Source organism: Rummeliibacillus pycnus (assembly GCF_002884495.1).
Taxonomy (GTDB): Bacteria; Bacillota; Bacilli; order Bacillales_A; family Planococcaceae; genus Rummeliibacillus; species Rummeliibacillus pycnus.
In genome coordinates, this window is the sequence record NZ_KZ614145.1 from 3735700 (window position 1) to 3752696 (window position 16997).

Consider the following 16997-nt stretch of genomic DNA (forward strand, 5'->3'; position numbering starts at 1 on the left):
GTCAAAATATATTAGGAATGTTACTATAATAGAAAAGTGTGTATTTTATAGGCTTGAGTAACTGCTAAAAGTAGAACTTTGTTGTCATTACGTACAGTTTTTGGTAAGATAAGACTGTTGTGATGTTTCGAATCAGGAGGTGGAACATATGCATACAGCGATTATGACTTTACTTCTTATCGTGTCTGTAGCATTGATTATCGTAGTATTGTTGCAATCTAGTAAAAGTGCTGGTCTTTCAGGAGCCATCTCTGGTGGGGCTGAACAACTTTTTGGTAAGCAAAAAGCTAGAGGAATAGATTTAGTTTTACACCGCGTTACGGTTGTGTTATCAATCTTATTCTTTGTATTAGCCGTAGCTATTGCGAAAATCTAATGCACACAAAATCCGCCTGGCCGCTAATGGTTAGGCGTTTTCTATTTTATAGCTTATAATTAATATAAAAGCGGAACACGCCCGTCAAGCCCCGACAAGCAAATGTTCTTCACGCGAAGAGGCGCAATATGCCTCAAAGCGTGGAGGTTATTTGACCTCGAGGGGCTGGCGTGTGGAGCTGGATAGAAATAAAAGCGGAACACGCCCGTCAAGCCCCGACAAGCAAATGTTCTTCACGCGAAGAGGCGCAATATGCCTCAAAGCGTGGAGGTTATTTGACCTCGAGGGGCTGGCGTGTGGAGCTGGATAGAAATAAAAGCGGAACACGCTCGTTCAGCTAGATCTGAGGAAGATAGCCTAAGTACGCCACGTCCTGTGGCAACGGCTATCGAATCCACATCCTGTGGACTCCGAAAAGCTAACTCCAGAGGGTACTGAAAAAAGTGTAGTAACATAAAAGTTTATTGTATATAGGCTATTGAATGAAGAGGAATTAGCTCCGCTTTCCGTGGGCGAACTGCCGAGCCTCCTCGTACGCTTCACTTCCTGCGGGGTCTCGTCTAGTCCGTTTTCCCACAGGAGTCTTCGCTAATTCCTCTTCAATTAAGATGGTAATACAAGATTTTTATCATAAAAATATAGCTTCTTTACTTTTTCAGTGGCTTCCTTGCGTCGAGAGCTGGATAGTATTAAAAGGACTCTGCAGTTCGATATCAACTTATACTTAGGAGGTTTGACATCATGAGACCTACTTTACCTGAACCTTTTTTCTTTGAGGCTGGATCACGAGCAGTTTTACTTTTACATGGATTTACTGGGAATTCAGCAGATGTTCGTATGCTTGCGCGCTTTTTAGAGAAGCATGGTTATACAACACTAGCGCCACATTATAAAGGACATGGTGTACCTCCAGAAGAGCTCATACATACAAATCCAGATGAGTGGTGGCAAAGTGTTCTTGATGGTTATCAAAAACTAAAAGATGCAGGATATAACGAAATTGCTGTTGGTGGATTATCTCTCGGTGGCGTATTTTCATTGAAGCTAGGATATTCTTATCCAGTAAAGGGAATTATAACAATGTGTGCTCCAATGACGATGCGGACAACAGAATTAATGTTTGAAGGTGTAGTTCAATACGCAAAACGATTCAATCAACATTTTGGAAAAAGTGAAGAGGAATCTGTAGCAAGTATAGAATCTATTAAAAAACAGGGTATGCCTTCTTTACAACAACTTCGAGAATTAGTATACGAAGTACGAGAACATGTAGATGAAATTTATGCCCCACTTTTTGTCGTTCAAGGAAGAAAAGATGAGGTCATTGATCTTAAATCGGCAAATTATATTTATGAACAAGCAGAGTCTAACGAAAAACAAATAAAATGGTATGAAGAATCAGGTCATGTAATTACGTTAGATAAAGAGCGAAAACAGTTACAGGATGATATTCTTCAATTTTTAGAGTCACTTGATTGGCATGAGTAAAAAAGTAATGATTGCAAATGCTAATAGAAGGAGGGAAGAACGATGGAAAAACAAGAACCAACACTAGAAACAAGATTATTGGAATTTATGAAGGAAGAGGACTATAAACCATTAACAGTTGCGGAGTTTGAAGAACAATTTGGCTTTCGTGATGTTGAAGAGTTCAAACAACTTGTCAAAACACTCGTGAAATTAGAACAACAAGGAGACATTGTTCGAACAAGAACCAATCGCTATGGATTGCCAGAACGAATGAACTATTTACAAGGTCGTTTTATCGGTAACGCAAAAGGCTTTGGTTTTGTAGCACCAGAAGAAGCAGGAATGGATGATGTATTTATTCCTCCTACAGATATTAATGGTGCAGTAAATGGAGATAAGGTACTTATTCGTGTATCCAATACATCTTCCGGAGATCGTCGTGAAGGTGCTGTCATTAAAATTATTGAACGCGGTACAACAAAAATAGTCGGTACTTTCCAAGCAAACCGTGGATTTGGATTCGTCGTACCAGATGATAAAAAACTATCAATGGATTTATTTATTGCCAAAGAAAATACATTAGGTGCAATGGATGGACATAAAGTAGTGGCAGAAATTACGGAATGGCCTGGCGTACACCGTTCTGCAACTGGTATTGTGACACAAATTTTAGGTCACAAAAATGATCCTGGCGTTGATATTCTTTCAATCATCCATAAACACGATATTACAGTTGATTTTCCACAAGAAGTGTTAGATGCTGCGAGTGCAGTACCAGATACAATCTCAGAAAAAGATAGAGAAGGTCGCCGTGATTTACGTGATCAAATGATTGTAACAATTGACGGTGAAACAGCGAAAGACTTAGATGATGCCGTTACCGTTACAAAAAATGACGATGGCACTTATAAATTAGGCGTGCATATCGCCGATGTTAGTTATTATGTGACTGATGGGTCTGCTTTAGACCGTGAAGCATATGATCGTGCTACAAGTGTGTACTTAACAGATCGTGTTATACCAATGATTCCACATCGTCTTTCAAATGGGATTTGTTCTTTAAACCCACAAGTTGATCGGTTAACGCTATCTTGTGAAATGACGATTAATGGAAGCGGGCAAGTAATCGACCATGAAATTTTCCAAAGTGTTATACGAACAACTGAACGTATGACCTATACAAATGTCTTTAAAATTTTAGAAGAAGACGATGCGGAACTAAAAGAACGCTATGCACAGTTAGTCCCAATGTTTGAAAATATGAAAGAACTAGCAAAAATTCTTAATAATCGTCGTATGAATCGTGGTGCAGTAGACTTTGATTTTAAGGAGTCCTATGTAGTAGTCGATGAAGATGGCTGGCCAACAGATATTCTTCTTCGTGAACGTACTGTTGCGGAACGAATCATTGAGGAATTTATGCTTGTTGCAAATGAAACTGTCGCAGAACATATCTATCGTATGAATCTGCCATTCATCTATCGTATCCATGAAGATCCGAAACCTGAAAAGTTACAGCGATTCTTTGAATTTATCACGAACTTTGGTTTAGTCATTCGAGGCACTGGTAATACAGTTGAACCGAGAGCTTTACAAGAAATTCTAGATTCAGTAAAAGACGAACCTGAATATCCTGTTATTTCAACGATGATGCTTCGTTCTATGCAACAGGCAAAATATAGCCCTGAATGTCTAGGACACTTTGGTTTATCAACAGAGTTTTATACGCACTTTACATCGCCAATTAGACGTTATCCAGACCTAATCGTTCATCGTTTAATTCGTACGTATTTAATCAATGGTGATCAAAGTAAGGAAACAGTTAGCTACTGGAGTGCACACATGGATGAGATTGCAGAACACACTTCAAGTCGTGAACGCCGTGCAGTAGATGCTGAACGCGATACAGAATCATTGAAAAAATCTCAATACATGGCAGATAAAATTGGCGAGAAATTCACTGGTATTGTCAGCTCGATTACGAACTTTGGTATGTTTATCGAATTAGAAAACACCATCGAAGGTTTAGTGCATATCAGTAATATGACAGATGATTACTACAACTTTGACGATCGTCAAATGGTGATGATTGGGGAAAGAACAGGACGTATTTTCCACATCGGTGATGAAGTTGAAATCAGTGTATTAGAAGTAAATGTCGATGAATCATCAATTGACTTCGAAATTGTCGGAATGCCAAAATCGAAAGCGCGTACTAGACGCCAAGCACCTGTTGTCATCCGTGCAAAATCTAAAGATGGCGAACATGGCAGGGAAAAAGGGAAAGATAAAAAACGTAAATACAAACCAAGTGGCGCAAAGGTAAACGGTAGAACACGCAAACAAGAACGCAAAGCCGCAGGTAAATCAGGTAATAAGAAAGCATTCTACGAAGGCATCGCAAAAAAACAGCAAAAACGCCGTAGTAGAAAGAAAAAATAAGAGAAGGGCAGCCTGAGCTCGCTCTTCTCAATCGATATTGTTAGAGGTGACCCATATGCCAAAAGGAACTGGAAAAGTTTTAGCTCAAAACAAGAAGGCTGGATTCGATTACTATATTGAAGAAACCATTGAAGCAGGTATCGTTCTAAACGGTACCGAAATCAAATCTGTTCGAAAAGGAAAAGTCCAACTAAAAGACTCCTTTATCTTAATCCGTAAAGGGGAAGCGTGGATTTCCAATATGCATATCAGCCCATACGAACAAGGAAATATCTTCAACCATGATCCACTTCGCGTCCGTAAATTACTGCTACATAAAAAGCAAATTATGCAGTTGAATGTAGATGTTAAAAGAGATGGTTATACCATTGTACCGCTTAAAATGTACATAAAAGACGGATACGCAAAACTATTAATCGGTCTAGGTAAAGGTAAGAAAAACTACGACAAACGTGCAGACTTGAAGAAAAAAGAAGCAAAACGCGAAATGGGCCGTGCCCTGAAAGCAAAAAATCAATACTAATATATACCACTTGAAGAATGACCTAATTTGTCATATACTCTATGTATAGCAATTAAGCCAGTTCACAGTATGAGTAACATACTGATCCGAAACAGCTGATTAGTTCAGCACCTTAATGGATGATATAAACTGAGTATCTAAGTCCAAGTTGGGAAACGTGCATTAAGTACTACTACTCACCGCAGGATTTTTAGATGCAAGTAATACTTGGAAGCGAGTGAGTGAACACCGGAGCGTACTTAAGTACGTGAGGATGTGAACGAGCGAAACTGACGAAGTAGTACGCAGTATATAACAATCCGATATTAAGGGGACGTTACGGATTCGACAGGGATGTCTGAGCTTGAGTTGCGCGTCGGAGGTCTCGGCTTCGTCAACAACGGAAGTTATATAATAACTGGCAAAACAAACAATAACTTAGCTTTCGCAGCGTAAGCTCGAAAACTGCCTAACTGCTCTATCGCCCATGTAGCGTAGTCGGGCTCAACTTTAGTGGGATACGGTTGCTAGTGCCACTTGAGCTAGTAACAAGAGATTCCCAAGTTAGCGCACAGGACGCCTGTTTGTCGGCATAATGCTGCGCGAATCCCAAATAGACAAACTACACGCGTAGTAACTGAAGTAGCAGAGTTTCTGGACGTGGGTTCGACTCCCACCGTCTCCATATTACGAAATCATAGAGTTTCAATGAGTGTCAAAATCCTTTATTTATAAGGGTTTTGGCACTTTTTTAGTTTCATCTAATTTCACTGAATTTCATTCAAATCTAGTCAATTTCTAGTCAAAGACCTATTCAAAAATTGGTTTAGATTTTTAGATAGTTTTCAAATTTCCCAATTGTTTCGGCTTTTGCTTTTTGCGTAACGTGCGTGTAAATATCAAGCGTTGTTTTGCTATCCGTATGCCCTAAACGATCTTGAACATCTTTAAGGCTTGCACCCGCTTCAAAAAGTAAGGTGCAGTGAGTATGACGTAAACCATGTGTCGTAATCTTCTTTAAGTTATATTTCTTTAGAATGTTCATTAGCCACTTTCTTGTTTTAGTTGGCTGTATAAATTCATTGTTTTCATTGCTAAATACAAGCTGATTTGGTTGCGTGGTGTTATAACCTAAATGAAGATAATCTTTTTTCTGTTGCTTTCTCCATGCTTTTAAAAGGTCCATTGTCTCGGGATCTAATTTAATTGTACGGGAAATGCCAGTCTTTGTTGTTTTCAAATACAACTTATTATTTTTGCCACGCGAAATCGCCTTATTAATGCGAATTTCATTGTCTTTAAAATTAATGTCTTTCCAAGTAAGTGCTAATGCCTCACCTTTACGCATACCAGAAAACGAAAGTAAATGAAAGAGGGCATAGACCTTTAAATTGTCTTCTTTTTCAAAGCATGTTAATAATTCAATCAGCTGCTCACGATTATAGAAGTTTTCTTGCTCACTCTCAACTTGATCAATACTTACTTTTTTTATTTTAGTTGGAGATTCTACCAATGAAAAAGGGTTGTTTGACAGGTAGCTGCGTTTAATCGCAAAGTCTAATACCTTAGCCGCATATGCTTTCACCATTCGGAAACGTTTAAGCTTCTTTGCCCATTCATCAACATGCTTTTGGCATATAGCAACATCGATTTTATCAATTTTATATGCACCCATTGCAGGCAAAATATGATTTTTAAAGATGCCTGTTGTCTTAATGAATGTGCTTTCCTCAACAGTATTTTCATAGTGATTAATCCACATCTCATATAAATCCTGGTAGATCTCAAGCTGCTTCTTCTTGAATGTGCCGTTGTTAATTTCGACCTTTAATTGAGCTAAAGCGTCCTTCGCTTCCTTCTTTGTTTTAAATCCACGTCGTGTAGTGCTTCGCTCTTTACCAGTAAGAGAATCCACGCCGATATATATCTGAAACATATAGCGTGTTTCGTTGTTTTTTAATTTATAACTTTTAATTGTTGTTTGTTTACTCATTATGTTCCTCCTAATACTTACGGAGACAAGATTCAGAGGATGTAGTTGTAACACTACATTGTAATTTTATATTAGTAAATTAATTTTCACAAACTGCTTTTAAAGAATATTTTTAGTTAATGATATAATAATGAATTAGTAAATTAAGTAAAATTAATTTACAGAAGATGTGCATATTATAAATCTTAAAAAAAGTCGGAGGAGATTTAGGTGTCTAAACAAGAGAAAAATGATTTATCAGAGAGAAATAGTAGGCTTCTTTTAGTAATTGGAGGTGTTGGACTTTCTGGAGTTTTATTCAAAGCTATAATAAGTATGATTGGGAGTTCTTTTTCGAGTATTACAGAAAGTCCTTTAGTTTTTAATGTACCTCAAATTATGTCTTCATTAGTGTTAAGTAGTTTTTTGTTAATTTTCTTTACTGCATTGTTCTATTGTTATTTTGAATTACATAATTATGGTTTTCTTTCTGATGAGATTGATAAAAAATATGCTGTTAAAGCGGACAAATACTATAAATATTTGCTAAATAGCTTTAAATACTCGCTATTTATATCACTTACCGCTTTAATTTTATTCCAAATTATACCTATATTTATGAATTACTCTAAATATTTTTGCATTTTTTTAATATTTATTTTACTTTTAGTAATCGGTTTACTTTTGAAAAATAAAAATTATAAAAAAATCTTAATTTCTATTAAAGGGATTAATTATAGGAAAATAAATTATAACTTAATCTATGTATTTGGTGTTATATGGGCTTCATCAATGGTTTTAACAATCGAATTAGGGGTTAAATATAATACAAATTCTCAGATAACTTTTGATTTTAAAGCATCTAATAAACAATTACAAATTAATTTTAATGATACAATTCCTGATTATATGCCTAAAAAAATATTTGTACAAACAGTAAATGATAAGGGAAAAACCAGAGATTATATTTTAAAGACTAAAGAATTTAATAATACATATATTCATGTTAAAAGCGAGGAAAAAGAAAATGGACCAATAAATACTATTTTAAGTGGGACATCTAGTAATATAATAAATAAAAGTGATATTAATTTTTTTAAGACTCTCAACTTGGACATATTAGATTCAAAAAATGGTGTTATTTTTATTCAATTTAAGATTGATAAAACATCTTCTACTGAAACATATACAGTTAAAAATTTTTATACTATTGATAAGAGTGGAAATGTTTTATTTAAAAAACATCATATAAAAATTAATATATAATTTAGAGCATCATGTAAAATGACGCCGAAAATGATTATAGATAACATAGTTTATAGATACAGTATTTCTAAAAAAATAACTTGCAACAGAAGTATTAGTTAAACTTATACTCCTGCTGCAAGTGTAAGACTGGATAAAATAATAGTATCCCTTTGAACGAGTCCGTTAAAAATAATAGATTACAAAAAGTAACTTATCAGCTTTCGCCGCGACTAAAAGACTTCGATATTGTGCAAAGTCTTTTCTTTCAGTCTCATTTATATCTTAAGATTTTCTAATTATTCTAATTTTGATGTTTATAATAGGAGGGACTATATTCATCGGTTTCTAAAGTTGAGGACCATTTGAGATAAGCGACTATTTTCCTATGCAAACTTTTTTTTTATGTTGCGTTCAAATAGGAAACCTTTGTGACTGTATGAATGAAAGTATTCAGAAAGGACTTTTATTCTACCTGTGAATACATACCTTGAGTGAAAATGTGGGATTATAGAATGAGAGAGGTTTAAGTATTTAGTTTCACCTCGGAATGAAGATAAATAGTTAAAACTAACCCTTAGGACTGGGGACAGTTATAGAATAAATAAAGAAGGGAAATTTGGTCATGGAGAAATGCGAAAATGAAGAAGTAAAATATTTGAGAAATAAAATTAATGATATATCATACGATGAAGATCGTTTCACGCTTATGTTAGGAAGTGATAAATATATTTTTGGTATTGTGTCTGCAGCAAATGATTCGACGCCTATTAGTGAAATCATAAAATACAAAACAATATATGATACTTTAAAAGATTTAGATTCAAAAATAAAATTATCTTTTAAAAAAGCTATAAATTACACATACTCAGCGAATGTACAAAAAAACTATAGTATTTTAAAAACAAGTTCTGAAGAAGAGGTACTAGCTTATTATTATATTGAAAATGCATTATTTAGAACTATTTCTTTATGGGATATGTTGGGACAACTTTATCGATTATTCTATAAAATAGAAATACCAAATAACGAGGTTTATTATAATAGGATTTTTAATCCTAAGAATAATTATAGTGAGCAATTTAAAGATAAATCAAAGACAATCCATGCATATCTAACTCAAAAGGATGATATAAAAGTCGATGGTGAATGGAGAGGTAATCATAGGTTTGTGAATAATTACCGTAATAAAATGATCCATCGAAACTCCCCTAGTGTAGCTGCTATAAGTGATTATGATGTTAATCTTAAACATCACCCTTCATTCCTATTAAAAAGAATTATTGAGGATTATTACGTTGTTTCAAAATTTTTAAGTGATATTCTTGATGAAATTGATGAAGAAATCATGAAACTCCCTTAGATTTTGTTACTCCCTATTATCAGAAAACACACCAGCATTTAGTCTCCATTTAAAATAATTCACGTATATTCCACAGTCTGGTAAAGGGTTAAAATAGAGTAGTATAGCTGCTCATTATTGTGACATTACTGGTAACAAGCGACGTTAATCATTATTATGAAGGAAACTTCAAATCAAACAACTATTGTTCAAATATCTAGACATTTAAGAACTTATTCTCAATGGATGAAATCTAAAGGGACACTAGCTTTGAAAGATATCATTGTAATATCTGATAAGAAATATAAAAAATCTATTGAGAGTAATGAGATAATTTTTTTCAAAGCATTTATAAAACGAGGTATTTCTTGCTTATAAAAATGTATCTCCAGCAATCGGGCGCGATTTGAGAAGGACACAGGTAGAAAATGAACAAACTTTTTTATAAAACTGAAATTTAAAACCGCTGGAATAGAATACATTTTGAACAATATTTTCTTCAAAATGTATTCTATTTATTTATCGTAAGATACCAGTTTTATGGGGATTTTTTAATCAAACATTATTTCTAAACAACATTAAATAACTTACCATTACAAAAAGATAGATTAAAAGATCATATTAAATGATAAAACGCTATATATAGAATTATTTTTAAAAAAAATACTATATATAGTATTTTTAGTTGTGTAATAGATATAAATGGTTTAGAATGGAACTACCGTTCTTAGGGAGGTGTGGAATTATGAGGAAAATAAAAAGGTTATAACAAAATGCATTGGCGTGCATTTTGTTATAACCTCATGTGAAAAAAGATAGAAGCGGAAACTTCTATTTGCCTACCGTCGTTTTTGGCGAAACGATCTAAAATAAATTTAAAATTATTAAAAACATAACATAAATAATAAATTATTTCAAAGTCCTAGAGAAATGTTTGATTATTTTATGGGGTAATTTAGGTAGGTAATGATTCTAGTTTATTAGATTGGAGTCTTCAAATGACAACCTATACACAAGTAAGTATGAATAAATTTATTAAAGAACACATTAGTTTAGATGCAGATGTTACTAAAACAGCACGAAATAGTCGGGATTTTTTGTATGAACAATTAAAAGCATTACCCGATAAAGCAGAAAACTTCCCTCGCTTGTATCCGAATAAAGAAATATACAATTATGGGTCTTTTTCTAGGAAAACAAAAATACGCCCATTAGATGATATTGATTTTATGCTTGTATTTGCAGCAGATGGTGGAACATATGAATCCATTGATAATACAATTAAAATCAGAGTGCCTGAATCGGCTACTAATTTATATAAATTAAGAGATGATAATGGGTATTTAAGTTCTCGAAAAGTGGCTAATAAAATTAAAAATAATATTTCAAAAGTATCTCAATATCAAAAAGCAGAAATTCGCTCAAATCAAGAAGCGGTGATTTTAAACTTGATTAGTTATGACTGGTCATTTGATATTATTCCAGCTTTTATAACGACTGAAGAAATCGATGGTCGATCATATTATTTAATTCCAGATGGGGATGGTCATTGGAAAAAGACAGATCCACGTATTGATCAAAAAAGAGTGACAGATGCGAATAAGAATACAGAGTTTAATGTATTAGAATTTATTCGAATTATTAAGTTTTGGAACATTGAAAAAAATATAAAAATATCTTCTTATTTAATTGAAAATATCGTTTTAAATTATTTTGAAAGTAGAACCATTTGGAATACTAGTAAGAAGACACAATTGATGAGATTTTTTGAATATCTTCAAACAGCCATTTGGTTACCAGTTGAAGATCCTAAAGGATTACAAGGTAATTTAAATGATTTAGAGGATTCTAAAAAACAAACAGTAGAAAAAAGAGCGAAAGATTGTGAAGAAGCTACGAGAAAAGCTATTGCATATGAAGAAGCTTATGACTATGAGAAAGCTGATAATCAGTGGCGTATAGTCTTTGGAGATGAGTATGTATAAAGCAATGCCTATCAAAGAACGTCAAAATACAGAAGAAAGTATACGATACCTACGGGCCCAAAGACAATCTTATAAAATTGCAAAACAAATTTATATGGTAAGGATGTTTTTAAGTATTGTTTGGCCAATTGTAGCTGTTATATTTTATTTTACTTTTGAAAATAATTTTGCCAATGGGATATTAATAATAAGTTCTTTAATTTTAATATTTACTTTCTTTATGGAATTTTATGAGGAAAAATATACTAAAATAGGTGCTACAATCCAAGAACAATTTGACACAAATATCTTTGATATGAAGTGGAACTTGGCGCTAGTCGGTGAAAAAATAAGTGAGGAACAAATTTATACTTTAGCTGAAAAAGAGAAAACAGATATCTCTGAACTTATTGGTTGGTACACAGGAATAAATACCGATGATGAAATACTATATACTTTAAAAGCACAAAGAACTAACACAGAGTGGACTATAAGGCAAAAAGAAGCTTTTAGTATTTTTTTATTAATTATTGCTATTTTAATATTTGTAGTACTTTTATTAATAGCGTGTTGGAATAATTTTTTAGTAGCTGATTTTTTCATCACTTTATTTTTCCCTACAATATCTCTGTTTTTATATTTAATTAAAGGATGGGTGGATTTTTCACACCAAGTAAAAGAGCTGAAACGTATTACAGCACAACTCAATTCATTATTAGAAAGTGAAAAAACTAGTAAATATCAATTACGTTTTATACAAGACGCCATATATGTATATGGACGAGTGCCTAATAACATTATTCCAGATGTTTTATATAAGAAATTAAGAAAAAAGCTAGAGATGATTTTTACAAGTACTAATAAATAGTACAAGTATTAGGGAACATTTTTCCTTACAGTTTTTTATCAATCTTTTTACAAAACCAAACCCACGCATTTTGATCAATTTTTATTCACATACGTGGGTTGTGGCTTTGAATGTTGTAATAGATTTTAATTTACTTTTAAATCAGCCTATTTCAATATTTAATATAATCAACATATTTCTTAAGCGTTTCAATTTTAATTGTTTCTGTAGGATGAGTATAGGTATTCGTTGTTGTATTATTACCTGAATGTCCTAGACGTTGTTGAATACCTACTAAACTAGCTCCAGCTTCTTCTAGAAGAGTAGCATGTGTATGTCTAAAACCATGAGTAGTAATTAGTTTTAAGTTATATTTCTTTTGAATTTTTAAAAGCCATTTTCGAGTAGTAGAAGGATTAATAAAGTTATTTTTTGTGTTGTTGAATACGAGTTGTGAAGAGTCTTCAATATCGAAACCTAACAACTTCAACTTTTGGGCTTGTTCCACTTTCCATTGCTTTAAAATATCCATCGTTTTTTGATCCATCTTAACTTCACGATGATCACGTGTTTTTGTTGATTTTAGATACAGGCGACTATGTTTACCATATGAGATAGCCTTGTTAATATTAACTGAATTATTATCGAAGTTAATATCTCCCCATGTAAGTGCTAATGCCTCGCCTTTTCTAACCCCAGAAAAACCAAGAAGACGGAAGAATATATAGATTTTTAAATTACTTTCAGTCTTAAATGCATTTAAACATTCAATCAGTTGTTCACGTGTATAGAAATTTTCTGCATTTTTTAGTGTATGTTTCTTTGGCATGTATACTAATGAAAAAGGATTGCTTTTGATGTTGCCACACATAATAGCAAAGTCTATTACTTTAGCAGCATAAGATTTTACTACTCTAAATCCTTTTAATTTTGCGATCCATTCATCTACATGCTTTTGACAGACGGAAGCATTTATTTTATCTATTCGATAAACGCCCATTTTTGGTAAGATATGATTTTTGAAAATACCTAATGTTTTAACAAAAGTGCTTTCTTCAACCATTTTCTCATAATGAACTATCCATTCATTATAGAGGTCTTGAAACGTTTCATATTGTAGCTTATTATATGTTCCATTATAAATTTCTAATTTTAATCGATTGTATGTTAATTCAGCCTCTTTTTTCTTTTTAAAACCTCTTCTTGTTGTGCTATGTTGTCGTCCTGTAAGAGGATCAACCCCAACGTAAATTTTAAACATATAGCGTGTATCACCGTTTTTTAATTGATAAGGTTTAATAGTAGTTTCTTTCATGAAATTTTTCCTCCAATATTTTAGTTATTTTAGTTAATTAAAAGCTATTTTTGTTTAAAAAGTTGTCGATTTCAGTTTTAGAAATTCGTTTAACTCCATCGATTTCAAAAACTTTCAGTCCCATTACTCGAAACTTCATTAACGTGTTGTAAGAGACATCAGCATAAGCTGCTCCTTCCTTTAATGTCATCCATTCTTTAGTTGATGGTAACTTTTTTTTGAAATCTTGTACAAAATCATTTAATAGTTTTTGCAGGGTTTGTTTTAATTCTTTTTCTTGCATTATTTATTCTCCTAGCTTTGATTGATGGTTCATCTTTATAAGATGAAATTTAAGTACCTTTTGGTGTAAAACATAATAGCCTCGAAATCTTAAGATTTTAAGAGGAAAATAAAAATATTTTTATTTTTTTCAAATTCTTAAAATGTCGACCTAAGGAAGTGGAAATGTCACAGGAACCTTTATGGAGTTAGATATTGGGTTCCAGAAATCAAATTCAGACAATGTAGTTGATTTGGTTGGATTTTTTGATATTGGAATTAACGTTTATGTTCCATATGTATGTTAGTTAGTATCGGTAATTCATCTACCGGCAGGAAGTAACATAACCATTACGTGAGGAAAGTTAATATGTAATTGGTAGAAAGTGTAAGAGGGCTAACTTAACATATTAAGGTTCAATAATAATCTGTCGTGCTTCTAGGATTCTCTATTGTATTTCAATCGTTTATAATATGAATATAAATAGGAGGTCTATCATGACAAAGTTAACACAGCAACAATTAGAATCACATTTATGGAAATCAGCTGATATTCTTCGTGGATCAGTTAGTTCCGTTTCTTATAAAAAGTATATTTTTGGCTTATTATTTTTAAAGCGTACAAGTGATGTATTTAATGAGCAACGTCAGGCTCTACTAGATAAATATGGGGAAGTAACTGGGGCGCAAATTGTGGAAATTCCTACTCAATATCAATTTTATGTGCCAGAAGTTGCACGTTGGGAAAATGTACGAAAACATGCTACTGATATTGGTGCAGCGATAAATATTGCGTTTGAAACATTAGAAAATGAAAACGCTACTTTATTAAATGTTTTAACACCGATTGATTTTAACAATAAAGAGCTTTTGACAGATGAAACATTGCAACGTCTACTCTCTCATTTCAGCGAACTAGATTTAAGAAATGAAAATCTAAGTGAACCCGATATGCTTGGTCGAGCGTATGAATATCTCATTAAAATGTTCGCCGATGATGCAGGTCAAAAAGGTGGAGAATTCTATACACCTTCTAAAGTTGTTGAACTCATCGTCAAAATCATCAAACCAGAGGAAGGCATGCGCGTGTACGATCCAACATGTGGATCCGGCGGTATGCTCATTCAATCAGTAGATTACGTAAAAGCAAACGGTGGCAATCCACAAGCACTTTCACTTTTTGGTCAAGAACGTAACTTAGAAACATGGGCAATTGCCAAAATGAATCTATTACTACACGGCTTACCTGACCATCAAATCGTTAAAGGTGACACCCTTCGTAATCCTAAACTATTAGAAGATGGTGAACTCATGCTATTTGACCGCGTTATCGCCAATCCTCCATTTTCATTAAAAGAATGGGGCCGCGATGAAGCGCAAGCAGATCCATATGGCCGTTATCAATTTGGCATTCCACCAAAATCTTATGGGGACTATGCTTTTGTACAACATATGATTGCTTCATTAAATAGTGAAGGAATGGCAGGAGTGGTTATGCCACATGGCGTACTATTCCGTGGTGGAGCAGAGGGCAAAATTCGTAAAGCAATTTTAGAATCAGATTTGCTTGAAGCAATTATTGGTTTACCATCAGGGTTATTCTATGGAACAGGAATTCCAGCTTGTATCATGATCTTCAAACGCAATAAACCAGAAAATCGCAAAGGCAAAGTATTCATCATTGCAGCAGAGGATGACTATCAAGAAGGCAAAAACCAAAACCAACTTCGAGACCAAGATATTGAAAAAATCGTTTCTACTTTTAACGCATATGCAGATGTTGAGAAATATGCAAAAGTCGTCTCATTAGATGACATAAAAGACAATGATTATAATTTAAATATCACCCGTTATATCGACAAATCTAAGGAAGAAGAACTAGTTAATATTGAGGCAGTTTTGAATGAATTAACTTCTATCCAACAACAACGTGATAAGAATACAGTGAAATTGAATAGTTTTTTAAAAGAGCTTGGGTTGGGTGAGATTCATGATTGAGTTACGAGAAGGGTATAAAATAACTGAGCTTGGGGAAATACCTAAAAATTGGTCTGTAAATCTTCTGGATAATATTTTTATGATAAATACTCATAACATTGATCCTCAAAAATATAATGAAACTTTAAGGTACTTTAGTTTACCTGCATTTGATGAGAATAAACAACCTATTATTGAAAAATCGTTAAATATTAAAAGTAATAAAACTTTAATTTCGGATAATTCAATACTTGTTTCTAAATTAAATCCACGAATTTCAAGAGTTTGGAAAGTTAATATCACTGATGCAGACTATAAAAATGTATCATCTACTGAATTTATTAATTATGTTCCAAAAAAAGGTGTAGACATTAATTATTTTTATCAATATTTCAAAAGTGATATTTTTCAAGAGGAACTTTTAAATAGAGAGTCAGGATCTACTGGTAGTAGAAAAAGAGTAACACCTAAAGATACGTTAAGTATTAAAATACCAACTCCTCCACTTATAGAACAGCAAAAAATAGCCGATATCCTTTCAACAGTCGATATGCAAATCGAGCAAACGGAACAATTGATAAAACAAACAAAAGATTTGAAACATGGTTTGATGCAGCAGTTGTTGACAAAAGGGATTGGGCATACGGAATTTAAGCAAAGTGAACTTGGGGAAATTCCTTTAGAATGGGATGTCATAGCATTAAAGGAATTGGGTGATTTTACAAAAGGGAAAGGAATTGCAAAAAAAGATCTTTGTGAATTTGGCAATGCTTGTATCTTATATGGGCAACTATACACAACTTATGAAGAGGTAATTGAGAATGTTTACTACTTTACACAAGTAGAGCCTTCAAAAGCTGTAGTTGGTATGATAAATGATTTGCTTATTCCATCTTCTGGAGAAACAGCAATTGATATAGCTAGGGGTGCAGCATTAATGGTAGATAACATATTAGTAGGGGGGGATATCAATATTTTTAGACCTAATACATTAATTGATAGTAGATTCATTAGCTATCAATTAAATTCTTCTCGTAAAAAAGACCTAGCAACATTAGCACAAGGATCTTCTGTTTATCATCTATATGCACCTAACTTATTAAATTTCAAAATTTTACTTGCACCATATGAAGAACAAAAAAAAATAGCTGAAATCCTTTCAACCATAGACTCCCAGATAGTCATCTACGAACAAGAAAAAGAAAAATATCATGAACTAAAAAAAGGTTTAATGCAACAACTTCTTACAGGGAAGGTCCGTGTAAAGGTTGATGAATAATATAA

Annotated in this window: 13 protein-coding genes and 1 other RNA gene; 11 read left to right on the forward strand and 3 right to left on the reverse strand. The window is 33.1% G+C overall.

Annotated features, from left to right (window positions below; translation table 11 throughout):
- Positions 1-148 precede the first annotated feature (148 nt).
- The 5 genes from secG (at position 149) to ssrA (ending at position 5478) form a co-directional block, all read left to right on the forward strand.
- Complete coding sequence (gene secG / locus CEF14_RS18265) at positions 149-376, forward strand: preprotein translocase subunit SecG (RefSeq protein WP_102694141.1); 228 nt, start codon at positions 149-151, stop codon at positions 374-376.
- A gap of 741 nt (positions 377-1117) precedes the next feature.
- A complete protein-coding gene (locus CEF14_RS18270) occupies positions 1118-1864 on the forward strand; it encodes an alpha/beta hydrolase (RefSeq protein WP_102694142.1) in 747 nt (248 codons plus the stop codon).
- Positions 1865-1906: 42 nt separating this feature from the next.
- The gene (gene rnr / locus CEF14_RS18275; RefSeq protein WP_102694143.1) at positions 1907-4288 is read left to right on the forward strand and encodes a ribonuclease R; all 2382 of its coding nucleotides are present in this window, start codon (positions 1907-1909) and stop codon (positions 4286-4288) included.
- Between the two features lie 55 nt (positions 4289-4343).
- A complete protein-coding gene (smpB, locus tag CEF14_RS18280) occupies positions 4344-4811 on the forward strand; it encodes an SsrA-binding protein SmpB (RefSeq protein WP_102694144.1) in 468 nt (155 codons plus the stop codon).
- Between the two features lie 309 nt (positions 4812-5120).
- Positions 5121-5478, forward strand: a transfer-messenger RNA (tmRNA) gene (gene ssrA / locus CEF14_RS18285).
- A gap of 138 nt (positions 5479-5616) precedes the next feature.
- Here the strand turns inward: ssrA and CEF14_RS18290 are convergent.
- Complete coding sequence (locus CEF14_RS18290) at positions 5617-6783, reverse strand: site-specific integrase (RefSeq protein ID WP_102694145.1); 1167 nt, start codon at positions 6781-6783, stop codon at positions 5617-5619.
- A 210-nt stretch (positions 6784-6993) separates the two neighbouring features.
- On the opposite strand from CEF14_RS18290, the gene CEF14_RS18295 reads away from it, so the two are divergent.
- The 4 genes from CEF14_RS18295 to CEF14_RS18310 all read left to right on the forward strand — a co-directional run bounded on the left by CEF14_RS18295 (position 6994) and on the right by CEF14_RS18310 (position 12181).
- Positions 6994-8028, forward strand: a complete 1035-nt coding sequence (locus CEF14_RS18295; protein WP_102694146.1) for a hypothetical protein — start codon at positions 6994-6996, stop codon at positions 8026-8028.
- 604 nt (positions 8029-8632) lie between these two features.
- Entirely contained in the window at positions 8633-9370 is a 738-nt protein-coding gene (locus CEF14_RS18300; RefSeq protein WP_102694147.1) for a Cthe_2314 family HEPN domain-containing protein, read from the forward strand.
- Between the two features lie 977 nt (positions 9371-10347).
- Positions 10348-11334, forward strand: coding sequence for an SMODS domain-containing nucleotidyltransferase (locus CEF14_RS18305; protein ID WP_102694148.1), 987 nt, complete (start codon positions 10348-10350; stop codon positions 11332-11334).
- Complete coding sequence (locus CEF14_RS18310) at positions 11327-12181, forward strand: S-4TM family putative pore-forming effector (protein ID WP_102694149.1); 855 nt, start codon at positions 11327-11329, stop codon at positions 12179-12181. Before CEF14_RS18305 ends, CEF14_RS18310 begins: the two co-directional genes overlap by 8 nt.
- Positions 12182-12332: 151 nt before the next feature.
- Here CEF14_RS18310 and CEF14_RS18315 read toward each other — a convergent pair whose 3' ends face one another.
- Entirely contained in the window at positions 12333-13475 is a 1143-nt protein-coding gene (locus tag CEF14_RS18315) for a tyrosine-type recombinase/integrase (RefSeq protein WP_211284635.1), read from the reverse strand.
- 37 nt (positions 13476-13512) lie between these two features.
- Complete coding sequence (locus CEF14_RS18320; protein ID WP_102694150.1) at positions 13513-13758, reverse strand: helix-turn-helix domain-containing protein; 246 nt, start codon at positions 13756-13758, stop codon at positions 13513-13515.
- A 476-nt stretch (positions 13759-14234) separates the two neighbouring features.
- Between CEF14_RS18320 and CEF14_RS18325 the strand changes: the two genes are divergently transcribed.
- Both CEF14_RS18325 and CEF14_RS18330 read left to right on the forward strand, forming a co-directional pair.
- On the forward strand, positions 14235-15734 hold the full coding sequence (locus tag CEF14_RS18325; protein ID WP_102694151.1) for a type I restriction-modification system subunit M: 1500 nt from the start codon (positions 14235-14237) through the stop codon (positions 15732-15734).
- The gene (locus tag CEF14_RS18330) at positions 15727-16992 is read left to right on the forward strand and encodes a restriction endonuclease subunit S (protein ID WP_102694152.1); all 1266 of its coding nucleotides are present in this window, start codon (positions 15727-15729) and stop codon (positions 16990-16992) included. Before CEF14_RS18325 ends, CEF14_RS18330 begins: the two co-directional genes overlap by 8 nt.
- The last annotated feature ends 5 nt before the right edge of the window (positions 16993-16997 follow it).

Coding starts and splice junctions, on each gene's coding strand:
- smpB (WP_102694144.1), top strand. CDS start 4,344: ATGCCAAAAGGAACTGGAAAAGTTTTAGCTCAAAACAAGAAGGCTGGA.
- secG (WP_102694141.1), top strand. CDS start 149: ATGCATACAGCGATTATGACTTTACTTCTTATCGTGTCTGTAGCATTG.
- CEF14_RS18290 (WP_102694145.1), bottom strand. CDS start 6,783: ATGAGTAAACAAACAACAATTAAAAGTTATAAATTAAAAAACAACGAA.
- rnr (WP_102694143.1), top strand. CDS start 1,907: ATGGAAAAACAAGAACCAACACTAGAAACAAGATTATTGGAATTTATG.
- CEF14_RS18315 (WP_211284635.1), bottom strand. CDS start 13,475: ATGAAAGAAACTACTATTAAACCTTATCAATTAAAAAACGGTGATACA.
- CEF14_RS18300 (WP_102694147.1), top strand. CDS start 8,633: ATGGAGAAATGCGAAAATGAAGAAGTAAAATATTTGAGAAATAAAATT.
- CEF14_RS18305 (WP_102694148.1), top strand. CDS start 10,348: ATGACAACCTATACACAAGTAAGTATGAATAAATTTATTAAAGAACAC.
- CEF14_RS18325 (WP_102694151.1), top strand. CDS start 14,235: ATGACAAAGTTAACACAGCAACAATTAGAATCACATTTATGGAAATCA.
- CEF14_RS18270 (WP_102694142.1), top strand. CDS start 1,118: ATGAGACCTACTTTACCTGAACCTTTTTTCTTTGAGGCTGGATCACGA.
- CEF14_RS18320 (WP_102694150.1), bottom strand. CDS start 13,758: ATGCAAGAAAAAGAATTAAAACAAACCCTGCAAAAACTATTAAATGAT.
- CEF14_RS18310 (WP_102694149.1), top strand. CDS start 11,327: ATGTATAAAGCAATGCCTATCAAAGAACGTCAAAATACAGAAGAAAGT.
- CEF14_RS18330 (WP_102694152.1), top strand. CDS start 15,727: ATGATTGAGTTACGAGAAGGGTATAAAATAACTGAGCTTGGGGAAATA.